We start from the raw sequence: 976 nt of genomic DNA, 5'->3' as shown, positions 1-976 counted from the left end.
CCCGGCGACGGCGCCGTGCGGGGCGGCCAGCCGGTCGATCACCAGCTTGGTCAGCCAGGCCGTGCCGATCGGCGCCCCGGCCGCGGCCAGCGTGGCCAGCAGGTATCCCGCCACGGCGCCCGGAGCCGCGCGGACCGCCAGCGACAGCGCGTACACCGCCGCCGCGGCGGTGTCCCGCCCCCCGAACCGCCGATCCCGCCGTCCCGGCACCCCCGGCGGCGCACCCGCCTCCGCGTCCGCCTCCGCACCCGGCGGCGTGTCCGGCGGTGCGTCCGCTTCGGCTCCGGTCATGCGCGGGTCGCGAGGGGCAGGTCCTCCAGGCGCCCGCCCGTCGCCACCACGGTGCGGTCCTCGCCGATCAGGTACAGCGCGGGCGTCCAGGTGTTCTGGAACGCCGTGGACACGGGGCCGTCGAAGTCCTCGACGACCACCCGCGCGTCGGGCGCCAGCATCGCGACGAGTGCGGGGTCGTCCCCGCCGACGACCGCGAGGACGTTCTCCCGTCCGGCTTTCCGGGCGTGCTCGGCGAAGCCGGGCGCGAGGGCGTGGCACGGGTCGCAGCCGGCGGAGAAGAAGCCGACCAGGCCGGTGAGGTCCGCGCCGGACACCGGCTCGTCCGCGGTCGTCATCGTCATGAAGTCCGCAGGACGAGCGCCGGGGCCGAGGACGACCGGCGGGCCCGCGCCGTGCGACCGCGCCGGCGCGCCGTCCACCGCCCGGAGGCGGCGGACGAGGGCGAGGGTCAGCAGCAGGTTCAGGACGCTCACCAGGCCGATGAGCACGACTGCGGCGGTCAGGTAGGGCATCACGCGCTCCCCGCGAGCAGGTCGACGATGTCGTCGAAGGAGACGATGAGGATCGCCGCCACGGCCCCCGCGGCCGCGGCGACGGCGGCGCCCGCGATCTCGGGCGTCCCGCCGGGGGTGCCGAGGCCGAGCGCGGCGGCGGCGAGCAGCAGCCCGTTGCGGGCCAGGTG

1 protein-coding gene and 1 pseudogene are annotated in these 976 nt (G+C 77.8%); both read right to left on the bottom strand.

From position 1 onward, the window contains the following. Positions 1 to 291: pseudogene (locus tag E1300_RS49605) on the bottom strand (hypothetical protein); the annotation flags it as partial. Continuing rightward, on the bottom strand, positions 288 to 806 hold the full coding sequence (locus E1300_RS49600; protein WP_131764167.1) for a peroxiredoxin family protein: 519 nt from the start codon (positions 804 to 806) through the stop codon (positions 288 to 290). The pseudogene E1300_RS49605 and the gene E1300_RS49600, both read right to left, overlap by 4 nt. Between the last annotated feature and the right edge of the window lie 170 nt (positions 807 to 976).

It is taken from the genome of Actinomadura fibrosa, from assembly GCF_900659615.1.
Taxonomy (GTDB): Bacteria; Actinomycetota; Actinomycetes; order Streptosporangiales; family Streptosporangiaceae; genus Spirillospora; species Spirillospora fibrosa.
The sequence above is the reverse complement of the archived record's forward strand: the minus strand, read 5'-3'. Positions and strand labels throughout refer to the sequence as shown.